Here is a 17984-nt window from a genome sequence, read left to right as displayed (position 1 = left end):
CGGGTGGTCCTGCTCTTGTGAGGGGCGAGGGACTGCAACGGCTATTCGATAGGACAGTGTAGCTGGGAGGGGTGTTCAACCCATACCGGCCTCTTCACGGGGTTAACCGCAAAGAGGCCGGTACAGGCTTTGGATCACCCGCGGTGACGGCTGCGGAAGTAGTTGATCAGGCCTTGGGTGGAGCCATCTTCGGCGCTGTCTTCAAGGCTGCCGACCAAGCGCTGGTACACGCCCTTGCCCAGCTCCTTGCCCAGCTCCACGCCCCACTGGTCGAAGGCATTGATACCCCAGATCACGCTCTGCACGAACACCTTGTGCTCGTACATCGCCACCAGCGCGCCCAGGCGGCGCGGGCTGATGCGCTCGACCACCAAGGTGTTGCTCGGGCGGTTGCCCGGGATCACCTTGTGCGGGGCCAGCTTTTCGATGTCCGCTTCGTTCAGCCCTTTGCCGCGCAGTTCGGCTTCGGCTTCTTCGCGGGTCTTGCCCTGCATCAGCGCCTGGCTCTGCGACAGGCAATTGGCGTACAGCCACTGGTGATGGTCGGCCACCGGGTTGAAACTCACTACCGGCACAATGAAGTCGGCCGGAATCAGCTGGGTACCCTGGTGCAGCAACTGGTGGTAGGCATGCTGGCCGTTACAGCCGACGCCGCCCCAGATAACCGGGCCGGTGTCAGTCTTCACCGGGCTCCCGTCCTGCAGCACGCTCTTGCCGTTGGACTCCATGTCCAGCTGCTGCAAGTGCTTGGTGATGTTGCGCAGGTAGTGGTCGTACGGCAGGATCGCGTGGCTGTTCGCGCCCCAGAAGTTGCCATACCACACGCCCAGCAGGGCCAGCAGCACCGGCATGTTCTTGTCGAACGGCGCGGTCTGGAAGTGCTGGTCCATGGTGTGCGCACCCGACAGCAGCTCTTTGAAGTTGGCCGTGCCGATGGCCAGGGCAATCGGCAAGCCGATGGCCGACCACAGCGAGTAGCGCCCGCCCACCCAGTCCCACATCGGGAAGATGTTCTCCTCGCGGATACCAAAGGCCACGGCGGCGGCCTTGTTGCTGGAAACGGCGATGAAGTGGCGGTACAGCTCGGCTTCCGAGCCGCCCTGGGCCAGGTACCAGGTGCGTGCGGCCATGGCGTTTTTCAGGGTCTCGAGGGTGTTGAACGACTTTGACGAGACGATGAACAGGGTGGTTTCGGCGCGCAGGTTGGCCGACAGTTCGTGGAACTCGCTGCCGTCGATGTTCGCCAGGTAGTGGCAGCGCACGCCGCGCTGGGCGTAGGGCAGCAGCGCCTCGGATACCAGCTCGGGGCCAAGGAACGAGCCGCCAATGCCGATGTTGACCACGTCGGTGATGGGTTTTTCGCTGTAGCCACGCCACAGGCCGTCGTGAATGCGGCCGACCAGTTCGGTGATCTGGTTCAGCACCTTGTGCACTTCCGGCATCACGTTCACGCCGTTGACGCTGAGCTTGTCACCCACGGGCCTGCGCAGGGCGGTGTGCAGTACCGGGCGGCCTTCGGAGGCGTTGATGATTTCGCCGCTGAACATCGCCTTGATGGCGTCCTGCAGGCCCACCTCGTTGGCCAGGTTTACCAGCAGGTCGCGGCTTTGTTCGGTGATGAGGTTTTTCGAGTAATCGAGGAACAGGCCGCAGCAGCTCAGGGAGAACTGGTCGAAGCGTTGGGCATCGGCGGCGAAGGCTTCGCGCATGCTGAAGCCTTGCATGGCGTCGCGGTGTTGCTGAAGCGCCTGCCAGGCGGGCAGGGCCGTCACATCGTGGGGTGTACGGTAATACGCCATTGCGCGGGGTTCCCTTGGTGCGTGGTGATGCCTTGGACAAGGCACTCATTGCCGGGTTCAGGCTGGCATCATTATAGGCAAAGGGTTGGCGCTGGGAATGGGTAGCGCTGGGGGATTTTGGAGGGGCTGCTCCTACGAACGCGATCTCCTGTAGGAGCAGCCTTGTGCTGCGAATGGGCTGCGAAGCAGCCCCAGGCCGTCAAGCGGTCTTTTCTTCCAGATGCAGGTACAGGTTGTCGATCAATCGTGTGTTACCCAGGTACGCCGCAGCAATTACCACCAGGTCCCGGTCATCTATAGCCGCCGGACGCAAGGTCAGTGCATGGCGTACTTCCAGGTAGTCGGAACGGAACCCGGCAGCGCTCAGCTGTGCCTGGCCTTGCGCAACCAGCGCGGCAAAGTCTCGTTGGCCCCGAACGATGCCTGCCGCGATCTGCTGCAGGGTGCGATACAGTGCTGGTGCTGCCATACGCTGCTCCGGTGTGAGGTAGCCATTGCGCGACGAAAGCGCCAGGCCATCTTCTGCCCGCACGGTAGGCTCGCCGATGATCTGGATCGGCATGTTCAAGTCGCGGACCATGGCGCGGATCACCGCCAGCTGCTGGAAATCCTTTTCGCCGAACACCGCAAGGTCTGGCTGGACCATGTTGAACAGCTTGCTGACCACGGTGGCCACGCCTTCGAAATGCCCCGGCCGGCTGGCACCGCACAGGCCTTGGGAAAGGTGGGGCACACTGACCCGGGTTTGCACGCTCATGCCGTCGGGGTACATCTCTTCCACGGTCGGCGCAAACAGCAGGTTGCAGCCTGCCTGCAGCAGGCGCTCCTGATCCGCGGCCAGGGTGCGCGGGTAGGTGTCGAGGTCTTCGTTGGCGCCAAATTGCAAAGGGTTGACGAAGATGCTGGCGACCACGAAATCGGCGCGCTGCGCGGCCTTGGTCACCAGCGCAGCGTGGCCGCTGTGCAGGTTGCCCATTGTCGGCACGAAGCCGATGCGCTTGCCTTCACCGCGGGCGCGGGCTACCGCTGCGCGCAGTTCGCGGACGGTCTTGACTGTATTCATGCGCTGAACCCGTGTTCGCTACCTGGGAAGCTGACCTGCTTGACCGCCTCGACGTAGGCGACGAGGGCGCTGTGGATATCCGGCTGGCCTTGCATGAAGTTCTTCACGAACTTGGGTACCCGGCCGCTCAGCGACAGGCCAAGCATGTCGTGCAGCACCAGCACCTGGCCATCTGTGGCGCTACCGGCGCCAATGCCGATCACCGGGATGCCCACGGCATTGGTAATTTCTGCCGCCAGTTCGCTGGGCACGCATTCAAGCAGCAGCATCGCCGCGCCTGCTTGTTCCAGGGCGATGGCGTCGGCGCGCATTTGCCGCGCCTGGGCTTCCTGGCGACCTTGTACCTTGTAGCCGCCCAGCACGTTGACGGTTTGCGGGGTGAGGCCCATGTGCGCGCACACCGGCACACCACGCTCGGCCAGCAGGCGAATGGTTTCGGCCAGCCACGCAGCGCCTTCGATCTTGACCATATGGGCGCCAGCCTGCATCAGCGTCGCGCTGTTGGCAAAGGCCAGTTCGGCAGTGGCGTGCGCCATGAACGGCAGGTCGGCGAGGATCAGCGCGCCGTCGTTGCCGCGTTTGACGCTGGCGGTGTGGTAGGCCATGTCCACCGTGGTGACTGGCAAGGTGCTGTCGTGGCCCTGCAGGACCATCCCCAGCGAGTCGCCCACCAGCAACACTTCGACACCGGCCTGGCTGGCGGCCTTGGCGAAGGTCGCGTCGTAGCAGGTCAGCATGGTGATTTTTTCACCCTTGGCCTTGAGGCCATTGAGGGTGGTCAGGGTTACTTCGGGCATGTAGGAAATTCCTCGTTCAGGCGCTGTAAAAAACGACTGCAATCAACGCGTGTAGTCATCTTCCGGAGCGGCACATCATCGCGTGTGATGTTCGGGTACAGGTCCGTCCGGGCCTAAATACGGGTATGCGGCACATTGGTGCCACACGGGACGCCTATAGTCGTGAGCGAGGTGGGGGAAGTCAATCACCCTGTTACCGCATTGTTACGATCAGGGTGTTACTGGCGTTACCGTGCCAGACCGGATGCCTGGAGTGCCCGGTTTACAGGCGTTCCAGGCCGACCAACGGGCAGTCGTCAAGCAATTGCGCAAGGGCACGGCCATCGGCCAGGCAAAAATCCTCCGGCACCAGTTCGGCCAGCGGGTACAGCACGAAAGGGCGGGCGTGCATGTGGTAATGCGGCACTTTCAGGCGTGGCTCGTCGAGCACCTGGTCGCCGAACAGCAGCACGTCGAGGTCCAGCGTGCGCGGGCCCCAGCGCTCCTTGCGCACCCGGCCCTGGGCGTTTTCGATGGCCTGCAGCGCATCGAGCAGGGCCAATGGCGCCAGGCTGGTATCCAGGGCGGCGACAGCGTTGGTGTAGCGCGGCTGGCCCGGCAACAGCGAGTCACTGGTATACAGGGCCGAAGCCGCCACCAGGCGCGTGCCGTCAACCTGGTCAAGCGCCTGCAAGGCGCTGCGCAGCTGCTCGGCAGGTGCGTCCAGGTTGCTGCCCAGGCCGATATAGGCGCGGGTAGTCACTCGAACGCCTCGTCGCCGCTGCGCTTGCGTTTGCTGCCGCTGCGCTTGCGTTTGCGCGGGCCGGCACCGGTGCCTTCGTCACGGCTGCCCAGCTCGCGAATCATCTCGCGGCGTTCGCTGTCGTTGGCATCCTGGTAGTCGGTCCACCACTGGCCGAGATCGTCGGTTTCCTCGCCGGCGCTTTCACGCAGTAGCAGGAAGTCGTAACCGGCGCGGAAGCGAGGGTTGTCCAGCAGCATGTCGGCGCGTTTGCCGCTGCGACGTGGCAGGCGCTCCTGCATGTCCCAGATTTCGCGGATCGGCAAGGTGAAGCGCTTGGGGATGGCGATGCGTGCGCACTGTTCGGCGATCAGGTCGTGGGCTGCACCGTTCATGGCCGGGATCGGCGGCACACCCTGGTTCTGCAGGTGCAGCACACGGGCCGGCAGGGCTGGCCACAGCAGCGCGGCGAACAGGAACGCTGGCGTTACCGGTTTGCCCTGCTTCACACGCAGGTCGGTATTCTGCAGTGCCTGGCTGATCAGCGTGTGGGTGTAGGTAGGGCGCTCTTCCAGGGCGTGTGCACTGGCCGGGAACAGCGGCTCGAACAGGTCCAGGTCGACCAGCATTTCGAAGGCCATGGCCCCCTGGCCGGAAAGGAACAGCTTGAGGCACTCTTCGAACAGGCGCGCTGGCGGAATTTCGCGCAGCATCGGGGCCAGTTCGCGGATAGGCTTGAACGTGTGCTTCTCGATGCCGAAGTCCAGCTTGGCCGCGAAACGCACTGCGCGCAGCATGCGCACCGGGTCTTCCTGGTAGCGGTGAGTAGGGTCACCGATCAGGCGCAGCAGGCGATTGCGCACGTCGTGCACACCGTTGGCGTAATCGAGAATGCGCTCGCTGACCGGGTCGTAGTAGAGGGCGTTGATGGTGAAGTCGCGGCGTTGCGCGTCTTCTTCCAGGGTGCCGTACACGTTGTCACGCAGGATGCGGCCACTGGCATTGTGCGACGAACGGTGGCTGTCGCCCTCGTCGTCCTCCGAATGGTGGGCGCGGAAGGTGGCGACTTCGATGATGTCACGGCCGAAATGGACGTGAACCAGCTTGAAGCGGCGACCGATGATGCGCGCATTGCGGAACTCGGCACGGACCTGTTCGGGGGTGGCGCTGGTAGCCACGTCGAAATCTTTCGGCGTGATGCCCAGCATCAGGTCGCGGACACAGCCACCGACCAGGTAAGCCTGATAGCCGGCGCTTTGCAGGCGCTCCACGATGTTTACCGCATGGCGGCTGAACTGGTGGCGCTGCAGCGAGTGCTGGCTCTTGTTGATCACCTCAGGCGTAGTGCGCCTGTGGTGCTGGCCCGGTACGGGCGGGCGGAACGACTGGAACAGCTTCTTCAGCATGGGATGCACTGTTTGAAGGAATGTTCGGCCAAGAATAGGAGAATGGCCGCATGATGGGCGGGGATTCTAGCATTTACTCAGGGAATGGTGTAGGCGGGTAGCAGAGTGTCTGCCGGAAGGGTAGAAACGACAAGGGGAGCCTAAGCTCCCCAAGAAGTCGTTGCGTGCTCTTATTGTTTTTTTATTGGGCTTCTTGTTTTTGTTGAGTGCCCTGTCCACAAATCTCGAAGCTTGTGGACGACCCCCAATTCAGGGGTAAAGAGCAAACGGATTGCTTTGGCCGCTGATGTCACGTTGATCTGTCGATCCAACCAGTTCAGGCGCTGCTTTTTAGTGCAGTTTTTGTTGTTCTCTGCCTGGTCGTGGGGCAAGCCCCAAACACGCATCCTCTCCAAAAGAATCAGTTAGCTGCGCCTCCGCCGTCTTGTTTTTATTGTGCGTGAGCCGTTTCGTCTTGTTCTTATTCTGAGTTGCAGTGCTTGTTATTGTTCTTGTACCAAACATATAGCAGGTGCCGTGCCAACTTTTAAAAACCCAGTAAAATCAAGGGCTTGGACAGTTTTGACAAAATCTCGGAGGCTGGAAATGTCGAAATTTCGTTACCGTATGCCTCGGGAACTGTTACGGCGGAAAGGGTGGGTAACAGATTTTTGTGTGGGCTGATGTGTTACCTGGGGTGTTTCCAGCTCAGGTGTGTTCGCCACACCCCGTCCAGCGCCTGGGAGATCGAGCGCCGCCCGCGCGGCGCTCGATCTCCCAGGCGCCGCAAATGCTGCGGGCGTATCACTCGCTGGTAGCGTTACTCTTGCGCCGTGGAATCCCCAGTCGCTGGCGCCGTTCCCACAGGCACTTACGGCTGACCCCGAGCTTGCGTGCCAGCTCGGTCTCGGTCATGTGGTCCTGGTGCTCGAGGACGAAATGCTGGAAGTAGTCCTCCAGCGACAGGTCCTCGGTCGGCTCGTGGCTGGCATTGCTGGCACTGGCTGCGACCAGGGCGTTGTTGAGGATCTCGTCCTCTTCCAGGTCGCTCAGCTCGATGTCGATGCCCAGCAGCTCTGCGGAAATTTCTGCGCTTTCGCTGAGGATCACCGCACGCTCCACAGCGTTTTCCAGCTCTCGTACGTTGCCAGGCCAGCTGTAGTGACGAATGGCCTGCTCGGCTTCGGCCGAGAAGTGCAGGTCGTCACGGCCGATGCGCGCGCGCTGGCGAGCCAGGAAGGCGCTGGCGATTTCATTGACGTCGCTGCCGCGTTCACGCAGGGCCGGCAGTTTCAGGGCAATCACGTGCAGGCGGTAATACAAGTCCTCACGGAACTGGCCGGCCTTGGCCAGGTTCTTCAGGTCGCGGTGGGTCGCGGCGATAAGGCGTACGTCGACCTTTTGCGACTGCACCGAACCCACCCGGCGAATCTCCCCTTCCTGCAGCACGCGCAGCAGGCGGGCCTGGGCTTCCAGTGGCAGTTCGCCGATTTCATCGAGGAACAGGGTACCGCCGTCAGCGGCTTCGACCAGGCCGGCACGGCCTGCGCTGGCGCCGGTGAACGCGCCTTTCTCGTGGCCGAACAGTTCGGATTCAATCAGTGTCTCGGGGATGGCCGCACAGTTCACCGAGATCATCGGTGCCTTGGCCCGCCGCGAAAGGTTGTGCAGGGCGCGGGCCACCAGCTCTTTACCGGTGCCCGATTCGCCCTGGATCAGCACATTGGAGTCGGTGGGCGCGACCTTGCGGATCTTGCTGTACATGTCCTGCATGGGCGGGCACGAGCCAATGATGCCGATTTCGCCATTGGCTGCTGCCGCGGTGCCTTTGTCGGCCGCTGCGGCCTTGCCATTGCTGGCGCGTGGCTCGGCAGCCGGTGCCGCCGCGGGGGCGTTCTGCCGGTCGCGGAGGATGCGTGCCACTGCCTGCAGCATCTCGTCGTGGTCGAAGGGCTTGGCGATGTAATCCACCGCGCCCATTTTCATCGAGTCCACCGCCGAGCGCAGGCTGGCGTAGCTGGTCATGATCAGCACCGGCGTACCCTGGCCGAGCTTGATCAGCTCGGTACCGGGCGCACCTGGCAGACGCAGGTCGCTGACGATCAGATCGAAGGTGGCAATGCTGAAGCGTTCCTGGGCTTCCTGCACCGAGCCGGCCTCGCTGACCTGGTACTGGTTCCGCTCGAGCAGGCGACGCAGGGCCGAGCGGATGATGGTTTCGTCTTCGACGATCAGAATATGCGGCATTGATTCAATTCTCTCGACGGTCTCGAATTTCAGGGGACGTCGCTACGACATGCCGGGGCAGGGTCACGCGGATCCGGGTGCCACGTTGCCGTTCGATATCGGCAGGGCTGTCGATGGTGATTTGCCCATAATGCTCTTCCACGATGGAATAGACCAGAGCGAGCCCCAGTCCGGTGCCTTCGCCCGGGTCCTTGGTGGTGAAAAAGGGCTCGAACAGGCGGTCCATGATGCTCTTCGGAATCCCGCTGCCCTCGTCCTCGACGATAAGGTCTACCGTGTGCTCGCTGATTTCGCTGCGCACGCGCACGGCACTGCCTGCCGGCGAGGCGTCGCGGGCGTTGGAGAGCAGGTTGATCAGCACCTGGGCCAGGCGCTGCGGGTCCCCTTCGGCCCAGTGGTCGGGGTCGCAGAGGTTGAAGAACTGCACTTCGAAATTGCGCCGGTTCAATGCCAGCAGGCCGATGGCGTCCTGCGCCACTTCGGCCAGGCACACCGGCTCTTCGCTGTTCTGGTGGCTGCCGCCGGCATGGGCAAAGCTCATCAGCGACTGGACGATGCGCGACACCCGCTTGGTCTGCTCGAGGATCTGGCTGGACAGCTCGGTGATTTCACCGTCGCCCTCGCGCTCCTCGCGCAGGTTCTGGGCCAGGCAGGCGATGCCGGTGATCGGGTTGCCGATCTCGTGGGCCACGCCTGCCGCCAGTCGGCCAATGCTGGCCAGGCGTTCGGAGTGCACCAGCTTGTCTTCCAGCGCCTGGGTTTCGGTGAGGTCTTCCATCAGCAGTACCAGGCCACTGTTACCCGGTGCCAGCGGTTCGTCGATGGCCGCCTTGTGCAGGTTCAGCCAGCGCGGCTGGCCGTCCAGCGCCAGGCGCTGCTTGTGCAAATGCTCGTCCGGCACGTTGATGAAGCCCTGCAGCAAGCCACGCCAGGGTTCGTCGATGGTGACCAGGCGTGAGCCGACCACGTGCTTGGCGGCAATACCGGTCAGCTCTTCCATGGCCTTGTTCCACATGAGGATTTCCTGGTCCTTGGCCAGCGAGCAGACACCCATGGGCAATTCCTGCAGGGTCTGGCGGTGGTAACGGCGCAGGGCATCGAGTTCGGCGGCCAGGCCGGTCAGGCGCGAGTGGTAGTCCTCAAGGCGGCTTTCGATGAAGTGGATGTCCTCGGTCACGTAGTTCTCGTTACCGGACTTGTACGGCAGGAAGCTCTCGACCATGTCCTGAGCCACACTCGGCCCCATCAGGCCGGACAGGTTGGCCTCGATGCGATCGCGCAGGCGGCGCAGGGCATAGGGGCGTCGCTCGTCGAACGGCAGGTAGAGGTCACGCAGGGCTTGCTCCACTTCTTTTTGCGCCGCCTTGGCGCCGAGCGGTTTGGCCAGCTGGGTAGCGAACTCCTGCGGCGAGGCGGCGTGCAGTTCGCGGCGCTGGGGGCGGCGCACGTTGTCCACGGCGCAGGCTTCTGCCGCGCTGACCTCTTCGTTGCTGGCGTTGGTGAACAACGAGATCAGGGTGAACAGCAGCACGTTGGCTGCCAGCGAAGCGATGGCCGCCATGTGCCAGCTGGTGTCGTCCAGCACATAGATCATGTCCAGCAGCGGGATATAGAAGCCCTGCAGGTTGCCCAGCAGCGGCAGCAACATGGTCACCATCCACACCAGGGTGCCGGCCAGCAGCCCGGCGATGAAGCCGCGGCGGTTGGCGGTGGGCCAGTACAGCACCGACAGCACCCCTGGCAGGAACTGCAAGGTGGCGACGAAGGCGACGATGCCCAGGTTGGCCAGGCTCTGGTGGTTGTTCTGGGTCAGGTAGAACATGAAACCGGCGGTGATGATGGCGACGATCAGCGCGCGGCGGGTCCACTTCAGCCAGCGATAGATATTGCCCTCTGCCGGTGGTTGGTACAGGGGCAGCACCAAATGGTTGAGGGCCATGCCTGACAGCGCCAGTGTAGTGACGATGATCAAGCCACTGGCAGATGCCAAGCCGCCGACGTAGGCCAACAGTGCCAGTGCCTTGTTGTTGGCGGCAATCCCCAGGCCCAGGGTGAAGTACTCGGGGTTGGTGCTGGCGCCCAGGCGCAGGCCGGCCCACAGCACCAGGGGTACGGCCAGGCTCATCAGCAGCAGGAACAGCGGCAGGCCCCAGCTGGCGCTGACCAGCGAGCGCGGGTTGAGGTTTTCGGTGAAGGCCATGTGGTACATGTGCGGCATGACGATGGCCGAGGCGAAGAACACCAGCAGCAGGGTACGCCATGGGCCTTCCTGCAGCGGAGTATGCAGCGCCGCCAGGGCGGTCTGGTTCTGCAGCAGCCAGACCTCCAGTTCGTGAGGCCCGCCGAACACCCCGTACAGGGCGTACAGGCCGACCCCGCCCAGGGCCAGCAGCTTGATCACCGACTCGAAGGCGATGGCGAACACCAGCCCTTCATGCTTTTCACGAGTGGCAATGTGGCGCGAACCGAAAAAGATGGTGAACAGAATGATCAGTGCGCAGAACGCAAAAGCCACCCGGGCCTTGACTGGCTCGCCGGTGAGGATGCTGATCGAGTCGGCCACCGCCTGGATCTGCAGGGCCAGCAACGGCAATACCCCGATCAGCATGATGATGGTGGTCAGGGCGCCGGCCCAGGTGCTGCGAAAGCGAAACGCCAACAGGTCGGCCAGCGATGACAGCTGGTAGGTGCGGGTGATCTTCAGGATCGGGTACAGCAGCACCGGCGCCAGCAGGAATGCACCGGATACCCCCAGGTAACAGGCGAGAAAGCCGTAGCCGTACTGGTAGGCCAGGCCCACCGAGCCATAGAAGGCCCAGGCACTGGCGTATACGCCCAGCGACAATGTGTAGGTAAGCGGGTGGCGAATGATCGAGCGCGGGATCAGCCCGCGTTCGCTGATCCAGGCCACGCCGAACAGCACCATGAGGTACCCGGCGCTGATCAGGATCATCTGGGTCAGGCTAAAGCTCATCGGCATCTCGTTGGCTCTGCAGGATGAAGGTGACGACGATCAGGATGAGCCAGAGCAGGTAAGGGCGGTACCAGGCTCCGGTCGGCTCGATCCACCAGTCCATGATGGCCGGGGAGAACAGGTAGATCCCCACGACCAGAAGCAGGACCAAACGATAGATGTACATGCTGGCCTCGATGGTTGGGCGCTGCGGGCTTGGACTTATTATTGGCGCAAATGGCGGGGGGGATGCTAGCGGGAATCCATGGTCTTCGCCAAGGTTTTGAATTTGTTGGGCTTTTGATTTTCAGATACGGGTTGCCCGGGGCAACCCTGTGGGAGCGGGTTTACCCGCGAAAGGGCCGAGCCTGCGTTAGCGCAAATCAGCCTCTGGCACCGTGGTGCGCTGTGCAATCCGCTCAGGCTGCCACTGCTTCCGCGCCACCGCCAACACTTCAGCCGGCGTCGCCAGCAGCAGCTCGGGGTCGGCCTTCTGCCCCAGCGCCCGCAATGCCCGCAACAGCAACGGTGTCGCATGCTCAACCTGCAACGGCGGCGAACGGTATGACTTGCCCAGCTTGTGCCCGTCCGGCTGCACGATCAGCGGGATATGCAGGTAGCGCGGCTGCGAAAAGCCCAGCAGTTCCTGCAGGTACAGCTGGCGCGGAGTGTTGTCGAGCAGGTCGGCGCCACGCACGATGTCGGTAACACCTTGCCAGGCATCGTCCAGTACGACTGCCAACTGGTATGCATACAGCCCGTCGCGGCGCTGGATGACGAAATCGCCCACCTCACGGCCCAGGTGCTGCTGGTACTCGCCCTGCACCCGGTCGGTAAAGCGGTAGATCAGCTCCGGTACCCGCAAGCGGATCGCCGCGCCTTCACGGGCATGCCCGGCGTTGCGGCAAAAGCCCGGGTAGATCCCGTTGTAACCTTCCAGCTGTTTGCGCGAGCAGGTGCAGGCATAGGCCAGGCCCAGGTTGAACAGGCGGTCGACCACTGCGGCATAGGCATCGTGCCGCTGGCTCTGGAACACCACCTCGCCATCCCACTCCAGGCCGTAGCGCTCCAGCGTCTGCAGGATCGCATCGCGGGCGCCGGGCATTTCCCGGGGCGGGTCAGTGTCCTCCATGCGCAGCAGCCAGCGGCCGTTGACGGCACGGGCATCAAGCCAGGAGGCGAGGGCGGCGACCAGCGAGCCGAAGTGCAGGAAGCCGCTGGGGGTGGGGGCGAAGCGCCCGATGTAGCGGGAGTCATTCATGGCTTTGGGGTTTCTGAAAATGAAACGGGGCGCCTGATGCGCCCCGTCCGGATTGGAGAAAAATCAGCCTTTGCCGACTGTCTTTTCCTTTTTCTCCGCAATTTCCTTGCAATCGAAGCACAGGTCGGCAGTCGGGCGTGCTTCCAGCCGGCGCAGGCCGATCTCGATGCCGCAGGATTCGCACCAGCCGTATTCTTCGTCCTGGATCTTTTGCAGGGTCTTGTCGATTTTCTTGATCAGCTTGCGCTCGCGGTCGCGGTTGCGCAGCTCGAGGGCAAACTCCTCTTCTTGAGACGCTCGGTCTGCCGGGTCTGCAAAGTTGGCTGCTTCTTCCTTCATATGGTCTACGGTCTTGTCGACGCCGACCATCAACTCTTGCTTCCAGCCAGTGAGAATTTTGGTGAAGTGCTTGCGCATGGGCTCACCCATGTACTCCTCACCCTTGGTCTCCTGATAAGGCGCGACCCCATAAAGATTCTGGTTGGCTTTTTGCTTTTCTAGGGTGGACATGAATAGACCGCCTCTCACTCATCTGATCCAATGCGCAGGATGCTCCATCTCCGGCGACCGCCGGCCCTGCGACTGCGAGCCGCCGAACTTACCAGATAGATCGGGGGTGCGCTACCCCGCCCGATCCTGGCAATTGACCGCAGCGCGAGCCGTACGTTCGGTGGCGTGCAGAGGTAGAATCTCTAGTTTAGACCCTATTGAGAGAAGGTCATGGCCCACCCCTACAGTGCGCGCAGCCGCGCCATCGAACCCTTCCACGTCATGGCGCTGCTGGCCCGGGCCAATGAGCTGCAAGCCGCCGGGCACGACGTGATCCACCTGGAAATCGGCGAACCGGACTTCACCACGGCTGCACCGATCGTTGCCGCTGGCCAGGCTGCACTGGCCGACGGGCACACGCGTTACACCGCCGCACGCGGGTTGCCGGCGCTGCGCCAGGCCATTGCCGGCTTTTACGAGCAGCGTTATGGCCTGAGTATCGACCCCGAGCGCATCCTGATTACCCCCGGTGGCTCCGGCGCGCTGCTGCTGGCCAGCAGCTTGCTGGTCGACCCGGGCAAGCACTGGCTGCTGGCCGACCCCGGTTACCCCTGCAATCGCCACTTCCTGCGCCTGGTCGAAGGCGGTGCGCAACTGGTGCCGGTAGGGCCCGAGGTGAACTACCAGCTCACCGCCGATCTGGTCGACCGTTACTGGGACAAGGATTCGGTCGGCGCGCTGGTTGCCTCGCCGGCCAACCCGACCGGCACCGTGCTGGGCCGTGACGAGCTGTCCAGCCTGGCAAAGGCCGTTCATCAGCGCCATGGTCACCTGGTGGTCGACGAGATCTACCACGGCCTGACCTATGGCATGGATGCACCCAGCGTGCTGGAAGTCGATGACTCGGCGTTTGTCCTGAATAGTTTTTCCAAGTATTTCGGCATGACCGGCTGGCGCCTGGGCTGGCTGGTCGCCCCCCCTGGCGCAGTGGCCGATCTGGAGAAGCTGGCGCAGAACCTGTACATCAGTGCACCAAGCATGGCCCAGCATGCCGCGCTGGCCTGCTTCCAGCCGGAAACCCTGGCCATGCTCGAAGAACGCCGCGCCGAATTCGCCCGCCGCCGCGACTATCTGTTGCCTGCCCTGCGCGAACTGGGCTTCCGGATTGCCGTCGAGCCGCAGGGGGCGTTCTACCTGTATGCCGATATCAGTGCCTTTGGCGGTGATGCATTCGCCTTCTGCAGGCACTTTCTGGAAACCGAGCACCTGGCCTTCACCCCGGGGCTGGACTTCGGCCGCCACCTGGCCGGGCACCATGTGCGCTTTGCCTACACCCAGAGCCTGCCACGCCTGGAGCAAGCGGTGCAGCGTATCGCCCGTGGCCTGCGGAGCTGGCAAGGCTGATGCGGTTTTCTCCTTCACTCGAACAGGGCCGCCTGCTGCGCCGCTACAAGCGTTTTCTCGCGGACATCGAGCTGGCCGGCGGCGAGCAGATGACCATCCACTGCCCGAACACCGGCTCCATGCTCAATTGCATGCGTGAAGGCGGGCAGGTGTGGTTCAGCCGCTCCAACGACCCCAAGCGCAAGCTGCCCGGCACCTGGGAAATCAGCGAAACCCCGCAGGGGCGACTGGCCTGCGTGAACACCGGGCGGGCCAATGCGCTGGTAGAAGAGGCCCTGCGCGCCGGCAGCATCGCCGAACTGGCCGGTTTTACCGCCCTCAGGCGTGAAGTGGCCTACGGCGAGGAAGGCAGCCGCATCGACTTTCGCCTGGAGTTCGACGGCGCCCCGGCCTACGTCGAGGTCAAGAGCGTGACCCTGGGCTTCCCCGACAGCACGGTGGCGGCCTTCCCCGATGCGGTCACCCAGCGTGGTGCCAAACACCTGCGCGAGCTGGCTAAACTGGCCAGGCAGGGGGTACGGGCGGTGCAGTTGTATTGCGTGAACCTGACCGGCATCGACGCCGTGCGCCCGGCCGAAGAAATCGACGCGGCCTATGCCCAGGCCCTGCGCGCCGCCGTGGCGGATGGCGTGGAGGTGCTGGCCTATGGCACCCGCCTGGATCCTGAAGGAATCGTCATCGACCGCGGTTTGCCAGTGCTGCTTACCCCTTGAGCCAGATGCCCAGGCTGTCTTCATGGCAGCCCAGGGCCTGCAGTTGCTCACCTTCGCAGGGGCCGGCGACACATTCGCCGCTGTCGATCAGGAACAGCGCGCCATGATGGGCGCAGTGGATCAGGCTGGCACTTTCATCGAGAAACGCATCCCCTGCCCAATTCAGCGGGATACCCCGATGCGGGCAGCGGTTGCGGTACAGGTACACCAGGCCCTGGCGACGCACACCGAACAGTTCGGTGCCGTCTACGCTGAAGGCGCGGCCTTGGCCTTCGATCAGGCCGTCGGAGGTACAAAGGAAGTGCATGGCAGGGACGACTCGTGAAACAGATGATGGCTTGACGCTTCAATGCGAATAATTATCAAATTGCCCGCATTCGCTGCGTCCGGCTGTCTATGGTGCGCAGTTCTGCCGCCCGCCACAAGGCGCGCGGCCCGCCTTAAGAAGGAAACCCGATGATGCGCCGTCCTGTCGCCGTGCTCGGCTTGTTCGCAAGCCTTGTGCTCTCCACCCAGGCCCTGGCGGCCCAACTGCCGCAGCGTTGGGTCAGCGCCGGCGGTGCACTGAGCGAGTGGATAACCGCGCTGGGTGGTGAAGCGCGGCTGGTCGGCGTCGACACCACCAGCCAGCACCCGGCATCGTTGAAGTCACTGCCCAGTGTGGGTTATCAGCGGCAGCTGTCGGCCGAAGGCATCCTGAGCCTGCGACCGGATGTGCTGGTGGGCACCGACGAAATGGGGCCGCCGCCGGTGCTGGCGCAAATTCGCACAGCCGGCGTGCAGGTCGAGCAGTTCTCCAGCAAGGCCGAACTGGCTGCGGTGGATGCAAACCTCAAGCGCCTCGGGCAGTTGCTTGGCGCAGAAGCGCAAGCTTCGGCGTTGTCGGCGGATTATCACCAGCAACTTGACGCCTTGCAGGGCAAGGTCAGGCAGGCCCAGGCCGGGCAGAAGGCGCCGGGGGTGTTGTTGCTGGTCGGGCATGCCGGTGCCAAGCCGCTGATCGCCGGGCAGGGCACCGCCGGTGACTGGCTTTTGCGCCAGGCTGGCGGGCGTAACCTGGCAGAGCACCAGGGTTACAAGAACGTTTCCAATGAAGCACTGGCCGCGCTGGACGCCGATGTCGTGGTGGTCTCCGACCGGGCGCTGGCTGATGATCAGGCCTTGCAAGCACTGCTGAAAGAAAACCCGGCGTTGGCGGCCTCGCGCGCCGTACGCGAGAAGCGCCTGGTGTCGCTTGACCCGACCCTGCTGGTCGGCGGGCTGGGGCCACGCCTGCCGGCGACCTTGCAGTCTTTGGCTGGCACCTTCTACCCGGCAGCCCAGGCCAGCTTCGCACAATGAAACAGCGGGTCCAGCCACGTACGCTGTTCGTTTGCCTGAGCCTGCTGTGCCTGTTGGCGGTGTGGTTGTCGCTGGCCTTGGGGCCGGTCAGCCTGCCGCTGTTCGATACCCTGCGCGCCGGCCTGCGCCTGCTAGGGTTGCCCATTAGCGCTGACGGTTTGCAACAGGCCGAGATGATCCTGGGGCAGATTCGCTTGCCGCGTACCTTGCTGGGGCTGGCGGTGGGCGCAGTGCTGGCGTTGTCTGGCGTGGCCATGCAGGGGCTGTTCCGCAACCCGCTGGCCGACCCCGGGTTGGTGGGGGTGTCTGCCGGCGCGGCGATGGGGGCAGCGGTTGCCATCGTTGGCGGCGCCTGGTTTGGCGGCATGCCGGATGCCTTCGCGCCCTATCTGCTGTCGTTCTGCGCTTTTGTTGGCGGGCTTGGGGTAACCGCGCTGGTCTACCGGCTAGGCCGGCGCGATGGCCAGACCAACGTCGCCACGATGCTGCTGGCCGGTGTGGCGATGACCGCGCTGGGGGGCGCGGCCGTGGGGCTGTTCTCTTACCTGGCCGACGACGCCACCCTGCGCACGCTGACGTTCTGGAACCTGGGCAGTCTCAATGGCGCCAGTTACCAGCGGCTGTGGCCGCTGCTGCTGGTGGCGGCGGGTGTTGCACTGTGGCTTCCGCGTCGGGCCAAGGCGCTGAATGCCCTGCTGTTGGGGGAGTCCGAGGCGCGGCACCTGGGGGTTGATGTGGAGCGGCTCAAGCGCGAGCTGGTGTTCTGCACGGCGCTGGGCGTGGGCGCTGCAGTGGCCGCTGCCGGCCTGATCGGCTTTATCGGCCTGGTGGTTCCGCACCTTGTACGCCTGCTGGCCGGGCCGGATCACCGCGTGGTACTGCCCGCCTCGTTACTGGCAGGGGGCGTGCTGATGCTGTTCGCCGACCTGGCGGCGCGGCTGTTGCTGGCGCCTGCCGAGCTGCCAATCGGTATTGTAACGGCATTCATCGGTGCGCCGTTTTTCCTGTTATTGCTGATACGAGGGCGCAGCTGATGTTGCAAGTCGAGGGCCTGCACCTGCGTCGGGGCAGCAATGAGGTGCTGCATGACATCAGCGTACAGCTGAGCCCGGGGCAGGTAGTGGGTGTACTTGGCCCCAACGGTGCGGGCAAGAGTAGCCTGTTGGGCGTGCTGTGCGGCGAGCTGGCGCCCGACCGCGGGCATGTCACGCTACTGGGCCGGCCGCTGGCCGACTGGGCCGGCCAGGAACGCGCCCGGCGCCTGGCGGTGCTGCCGCAAATCTCCAGTTTGGGCTTCTCGTTTCGGGTCGAGGAAGTGGTGAGCATGGGGCGCATGCCCCATGGCACCGGGCAGCGCCGCGATGCAGAAATCATCGAGGCGGCGTTGCGCGCGGCAGATGCCTGGCACCTGGTGGGCCGTAGTTACCTGGCGCTGTCCGGCGGCGAACGGCAGCGTGTTCATCTGGCCAGGGTACTGGCGCAACTGTGGCCGGGGGAGGCGGGCACCACGCTGCTGCTCGACGAGCCGACCTCGATGCTCGATCCGCTGCACCAGCACACCACCCTGGAAGCCGTGCGCCGCTTCGCCGACCGTGGTGCCGCGGTGCTGGTGATTCTGCATGACCTGAACCTGGCGGCGCGCTATTGTGACCGTATCCTGCTGCTGGAACAGGGCCGCTGCCATGCGTTCGCCTCGCCCGAAGCCGTGCTGACGCCCGGGTCGTTGAAAGCGGTATACGGGATCGATGTGCTGGTACAGGCGCACCCGGAGCGCGGGCATCCGTTGATCATCACGCGTTAGGAGGCATTGC

At 63.8% G+C, this 17984-nt stretch carries 16 protein-coding genes; 5 read left to right on the top strand and 11 right to left on the bottom strand.

The features are described 5' to 3' along the window. Positions 1-134: 134 nt before the first annotated feature. The 10 genes from pgi to dksA all read right to left on the bottom strand — a co-directional run bounded on the left by pgi (position 135) and on the right by dksA (position 12736). Positions 135-1799 carry a glucose-6-phosphate isomerase gene (pgi, locus tag AC5O5R_RS23585; protein WP_172286430.1) on the bottom strand — a complete coding sequence of 555 codons (1665 nt, stop codon included), beginning with the start codon at positions 1797-1799 and terminating at the stop codon, positions 135-137. A 199-nt stretch (positions 1800-1998) separates the two neighbouring features. Then, entirely contained in the window at positions 1999-2862 is an 864-nt protein-coding gene (panC, locus tag AC5O5R_RS23580; RefSeq protein ID WP_172221587.1) for a pantoate--beta-alanine ligase, read from the bottom strand. Next, a complete protein-coding gene (gene panB / locus AC5O5R_RS23575; protein ID WP_172221584.1) occupies positions 2859-3659 on the bottom strand; it encodes a 3-methyl-2-oxobutanoate hydroxymethyltransferase in 801 nt (266 codons plus the stop codon). The genes panC and panB overlap by 4 nt, the downstream gene beginning before the upstream one ends. A 262-nt stretch (positions 3660-3921) precedes the next feature. Next, positions 3922-4401 carry a 2-amino-4-hydroxy-6-hydroxymethyldihydropteridine diphosphokinase gene (gene folK, locus AC5O5R_RS23570; protein WP_172221581.1) on the bottom strand — a complete coding sequence of 160 codons (480 nt, stop codon included), beginning with the start codon at positions 4399-4401 and terminating at the stop codon, positions 3922-3924. Beyond that, entirely contained in the window at positions 4398-5786 is a 1389-nt protein-coding gene (locus AC5O5R_RS23565; protein ID WP_172221578.1) for a polynucleotide adenylyltransferase PcnB, read from the bottom strand. Before AC5O5R_RS23565 ends, folK begins: the two co-directional genes overlap by 4 nt. Before the next feature lie 783 nt (positions 5787-6569). Continuing rightward, positions 6570-8012, bottom strand: a complete 1443-nt coding sequence (locus tag AC5O5R_RS23560) for a sigma-54-dependent transcriptional regulator (RefSeq protein ID WP_172231920.1) — start codon at positions 8010-8012, stop codon at positions 6570-6572. A 4-nt stretch (positions 8013-8016) separates the two neighbouring features. Further along, positions 8017-10992 (bottom strand): sensor histidine kinase, encoded by a 2976-nt coding sequence (locus AC5O5R_RS23555; protein WP_494514763.1) that lies wholly within the window; start codon positions 10990-10992, stop codon positions 8017-8019. Beyond that, positions 10976-11152 (bottom strand): hypothetical protein, encoded by a 177-nt coding sequence (locus tag AC5O5R_RS23550; RefSeq protein ID WP_003250005.1) that lies wholly within the window; start codon positions 11150-11152, stop codon positions 10976-10978. The genes AC5O5R_RS23555 and AC5O5R_RS23550 overlap by 17 nt, the downstream gene beginning before the upstream one ends. Before the next feature lie 186 nt (positions 11153-11338). After that, positions 11339-12226: a tRNA glutamyl-Q(34) synthetase GluQRS gene (gene gluQRS, locus AC5O5R_RS23545; protein WP_172227593.1), complete on the bottom strand. Its 888-nt coding sequence runs from the start codon at positions 12224-12226 to the stop codon at positions 11339-11341. 63 nt (positions 12227-12289) lie between these two features. Then, a complete protein-coding gene (dksA, locus tag AC5O5R_RS23540) occupies positions 12290-12736 on the bottom strand; it encodes an RNA polymerase-binding protein DksA (protein ID WP_003250009.1) in 447 nt (148 codons plus the stop codon). A gap of 210 nt (positions 12737-12946) precedes the next feature. On the opposite strand from dksA, the gene AC5O5R_RS23535 reads away from it, so the two are divergent. Both AC5O5R_RS23535 and sfsA read left to right on the top strand, forming a co-directional pair. Next, entirely contained in the window at positions 12947-14119 is a 1173-nt protein-coding gene (locus AC5O5R_RS23535) for a pyridoxal phosphate-dependent aminotransferase (protein ID WP_172227595.1), read from the top strand. Continuing rightward, entirely contained in the window at positions 14119-14832 is a 714-nt protein-coding gene (sfsA, locus tag AC5O5R_RS23530; protein WP_172227597.1) for a DNA/RNA nuclease SfsA, read from the top strand. Before AC5O5R_RS23535 ends, sfsA begins: the two co-directional genes overlap by 1 nt. Here the strand turns inward: sfsA and AC5O5R_RS23525 are convergent. After that, positions 14822-15139, bottom strand: a complete 318-nt coding sequence (locus AC5O5R_RS23525; protein WP_172227599.1) for a Rieske (2Fe-2S) protein — start codon at positions 15137-15139, stop codon at positions 14822-14824. The two genes, sfsA and AC5O5R_RS23525, sit on opposite strands and share 11 nt — an antisense overlap. A gap of 149 nt (positions 15140-15288) precedes the next feature. On the opposite strand from AC5O5R_RS23525, the gene AC5O5R_RS23520 reads away from it, so the two are divergent. The 3 genes from AC5O5R_RS23520 to AC5O5R_RS23510 are packed head-to-tail and all read left to right on the top strand — an operon-like array spanning position 15289 to position 17974. Continuing rightward, positions 15289-16173 (top strand): heme/hemin ABC transporter substrate-binding protein, encoded by an 885-nt coding sequence (locus tag AC5O5R_RS23520; protein WP_172227601.1) that lies wholly within the window; start codon positions 15289-15291, stop codon positions 16171-16173. 50 nt (positions 16174-16223) lie between these two features. After that, positions 16224-17207, top strand: a complete 984-nt coding sequence (locus AC5O5R_RS23515; protein ID WP_172227613.1) for a FecCD family ABC transporter permease — start codon at positions 16224-16226, stop codon at positions 17205-17207. Then, positions 17207-17974: a heme ABC transporter ATP-binding protein gene (locus AC5O5R_RS23510; RefSeq protein WP_172227603.1), complete on the top strand. Its 768-nt coding sequence runs from the start codon at positions 17207-17209 to the stop codon at positions 17972-17974. Before AC5O5R_RS23515 ends, AC5O5R_RS23510 begins: the two co-directional genes overlap by 1 nt. Positions 17975-17984 lie beyond the last annotated feature (10 nt).

Source organism: Pseudomonas sp. 8_5_2, from assembly GCF_059295255.1.
Note: the sequence above shows the minus strand (reverse complement) of the source record. Positions and strands in the feature narration are given on the sequence as shown.

Excerpts from the sequence above, each read along its gene's own strand:
- pgi (WP_172286430.1), bottom strand. The coding sequence starts at position 1,799 with ATGGCGTATTACCGTACACCCCACGATGTGACGGCCCTGCCCGCCTGG.
- panC (WP_172221587.1), bottom strand. The coding sequence starts at position 2,862 with ATGAATACAGTCAAGACCGTCCGCGAACTGCGCGCAGCGGTAGCCCGC.
- panB (WP_172221584.1), bottom strand. The coding sequence starts at position 3,659 with ATGCCCGAAGTAACCCTGACCACCCTCAATGGCCTCAAGGCCAAGGGT.
- AC5O5R_RS23565 (WP_172221578.1), bottom strand. The coding sequence starts at position 5,786 with ATGCTGAAGAAGCTGTTCCAGTCGTTCCGCCCGCCCGTACCGGGCCAG.
- AC5O5R_RS23560 (WP_172231920.1), bottom strand. The coding sequence starts at position 8,012 with ATGCCGCATATTCTGATCGTCGAAGACGAAACCATCATCCGCTCGGCC.
- AC5O5R_RS23555 (WP_494514763.1), bottom strand. The coding sequence starts at position 10,992 with ATGCCGATGAGCTTTAGCCTGACCCAGATGATCCTGATCAGCGCCGGG.
- AC5O5R_RS23550 (WP_003250005.1), bottom strand. The coding sequence starts at position 11,152 with ATGTACATCTATCGTTTGGTCCTGCTTCTGGTCGTGGGGATCTACCTG.
- gluQRS (WP_172227593.1), bottom strand. The coding sequence starts at position 12,226 with ATGAATGACTCCCGCTACATCGGGCGCTTCGCCCCCACCCCCAGCGGC.
- dksA (WP_003250009.1), bottom strand. The coding sequence starts at position 12,736 with ATGTCCACCCTAGAAAAGCAAAAAGCCAACCAGAATCTTTATGGGGTC.
- AC5O5R_RS23535 (WP_172227595.1), top strand. The coding sequence starts at position 12,947 with ATGGCCCACCCCTACAGTGCGCGCAGCCGCGCCATCGAACCCTTCCAC.
- sfsA (WP_172227597.1), top strand. The coding sequence starts at position 14,119 with ATGCGGTTTTCTCCTTCACTCGAACAGGGCCGCCTGCTGCGCCGCTAC.
- AC5O5R_RS23525 (WP_172227599.1), bottom strand. The coding sequence starts at position 15,139 with ATGCACTTCCTTTGTACCTCCGACGGCCTGATCGAAGGCCAAGGCCGC.
- AC5O5R_RS23520 (WP_172227601.1), top strand. The coding sequence starts at position 15,289 with ATGATGCGCCGTCCTGTCGCCGTGCTCGGCTTGTTCGCAAGCCTTGTG.
- AC5O5R_RS23510 (WP_172227603.1), top strand. The coding sequence starts at position 17,207 with ATGTTGCAAGTCGAGGGCCTGCACCTGCGTCGGGGCAGCAATGAGGTG.